We start from the raw sequence: 2,492 nt of genomic DNA, 5'->3' as shown, positions 1-2,492 counted from the left end.
GACGCCGGGTCGAACACGAGGTTCCCCGCGTCTCCGTCCTTCGGGAGGAACACGCGCAGGGTGTAGTCGATCGGCGCGTCAGAGTCCTTCAGGTCCGCGCCGGGCTTGGCCACCACGTGGATCCTGTGCTGCGGGGCCGAGCTGATGATCGACTGCTCCAGCACCTCCATTCCGGTGCCGCGTGTGATCGACCGTGCCACCGGGTAGCTGGACCACGAGCTGGTCACGTAGATGTCCAGGTCCACGTCCGGGTCCGCGGCCTCCGCCTCGATGCGGACCTTGGGGTAGCCCCGCGGGTACGCGAAGTCGTGGGCGGTGAGAGCCGCGTCCGAGGCGTCGAACACGCCGCGGCGCACGGTGGTGCCGGTGTACTGGTCACCACGCACGAGCCCGTTCACGCGGGTGGACAGCGTGCCGTCGATGCCGGAGACCACGGGCAGCTCCAGCGTGTCCGCGTCGCGGGCCACGGTGATCGCGGCCGGTGCGTCGGCGATGCCGGGGCGCACCACCACGGGGATCCGCACCTGCTTGCCGGCGGGGCCGGACCACACCACGTGGCCGGTGGCCCACTGGCCCGCGGGCGCACCTGCGGCGGTGACGGTGATCGCCACGTCCTGCTCGCTGCCGCGCGTCGGCCGGATGACGTTCGGGGACACGGCGACGTCGAGGCCCTGGAGCCCCTCCACGCGGGCGGTCCAGGTGCCGTTGTTGCCGCCCACGTTCTTCAGGGTGCGGGTGACGGTCTGCGAGCCGTACAGCTCACTGATCGCCAGGGAGGGGACGTTCAGCTCGGCGGCCGGGATGGGGTGCTCCGAGACCGGCTCACCCGTGTTCGACCACGCGATGCCCTGGCCTGCGAGGTAGTCGTACCAGTCCTGCTGGTCCGAGTCGAAGACCAGGCCCGGGTCCAGTGCCTTCAGCGGGTCGACGAACCCGGCGCCGCCCGCGAAGGGCGAGGTGGCCGAGGCGTGGTCGCGTGCCGTCGTCATCAGGGCGGACTTGATGCCCATCGGGCTCAGATCCGGGCGCGCCTGCTTCAGGAGCGCCCCCAGGCCCGCGATGTGCGGGGAGGACATCGAGGTGCCGGAGGAGTAGGCGAACCGTTCGCCGCCGTCGTCCGGCGAGTAGGCCGCGAGGACGTCCACGCCCGGGGCCGAGACGTCCGGCTTGAGCAGGCCGGACTTCGCCGCCAGCGACGGCCCGCGCGAGGAGAACCCGGCGACCTCGGGCACACGGGTCGCGGTGCCCTCGTTCGCGGCCAGGATGCGGCCGGTCGGGCGGTCCGTCTTCACGTAGGCGAGCAGCCGGTCCCGCTCCGTGTGGGACAGGTGCACAGCGGGGATCGCGTGCAGATCCGCGTTGAGCCCGGAGTCGGTCACGTTCACGAGGGCCATGCCGACGCCTCCGGCGTCGGCCACGGCCTGCGACTTCTCGGCGCGGGCGTTCTCGCCGCGGTCGCAGACCACGAGCTTGCCCGCGGTGGCCGCCGGGTCGAGGGTGCCGGGCAGGCAGAGGGCCGCCGAGGCAGAGGTGGCACCGGCCGCGGCGACGTCGCCGGCGTAGACCATCGGGGTCTCCGCCTCGAGCGGGGCGGTGATGGACGAGCCGATGAAGCGCTGGCCGTCCCCGGTGACGAGGGTCTGCTCGTAGACCGCGTGGGTGGAGGCGGCCACCGTCGTGATCCACGGGGACGGGTGCGCCGTCGTCGAGACCGTGGGTCCGGAGTTGCCGGAGGACGCGGCCACGAACACGCCGGCGCTCGCGGCGTGCATGAACGCGACCTCCACCGGGTCCACCACGTTGGTCGTGGTGCCGGAGATGGAGTAGTTGAGCACGTCCACGCCGTCGGCGACGGCGGCGTTGATCGCCGCGACCGTGTCTGACGTGGCGCAGCCGCCGGAGGGCACGCCCTCCCAGCATGCCTTGTAGGCGGCCACGTGGGCGCCGGGGGCCATGCCCGAGATCTGACCGCGTTCGACATCGTCGATGACGGCGCTCACCCCGGAGTTGCCCGCGGCGGTGGAGGCGGTGTGGGTGCCGTGACCGCCCGCGTCCAGCGGGGACAGGGTCTCGACCGGCGCCAGGCGCCCCGTGCCGAAGCCGTTGACGAAGTACTTCGCGCCGATCAGCTTGTCGTTGCAGGAGTCGGTGGGGAACGCGTCCTCATCACCGGTCTCGCACCCGCCGACCCAGTCGGCAGGGGCGGCCGGGTGCCCCTGGTCCTGGAAGGACGGCGCCTCCGGGCGGATCCCCGAGTCCACGATCCCCACGACGACGCCGCGACCGGCGTCCTGTGCGGGCGTCTTCTTGCCCACCACCTGGGCCCAGAGGCCCTTCTTGCCGGTGAGCCCGAGGACGTCGGGGGAGGAGACGGTGTCGAGCGGTCGGATCTCGTCCGGGACGACGGCCAGCACCGCCGGGTCCGCCGCGAGGGCGGCGGCCTCCTCCGCCGTGAAGGTGCCCGCGAAGCCGTTGAGGGCCGTGGTATAGCG

General features: G+C 72.7%; 1 protein-coding gene. It reads right to left on the bottom strand.

Translation table 11 applies throughout. The features are described 5' to 3' along the window. On the bottom strand, positions 1-2,492 hold a 2,492-nt coding region (locus AB0N07_RS50250), incomplete at both ends, for a S8 family serine peptidase (protein WP_365847602.1).

This window comes from Streptomyces sp. NPDC051172 (assembly GCF_040682555.1).
Lineage (GTDB): Bacteria > Actinomycetota > Actinomycetes > Streptomycetales > Streptomycetaceae > Streptomyces.
Note: the sequence above shows the minus strand (reverse complement) of the source record. Positions and strands in the feature narration are given on the sequence as shown.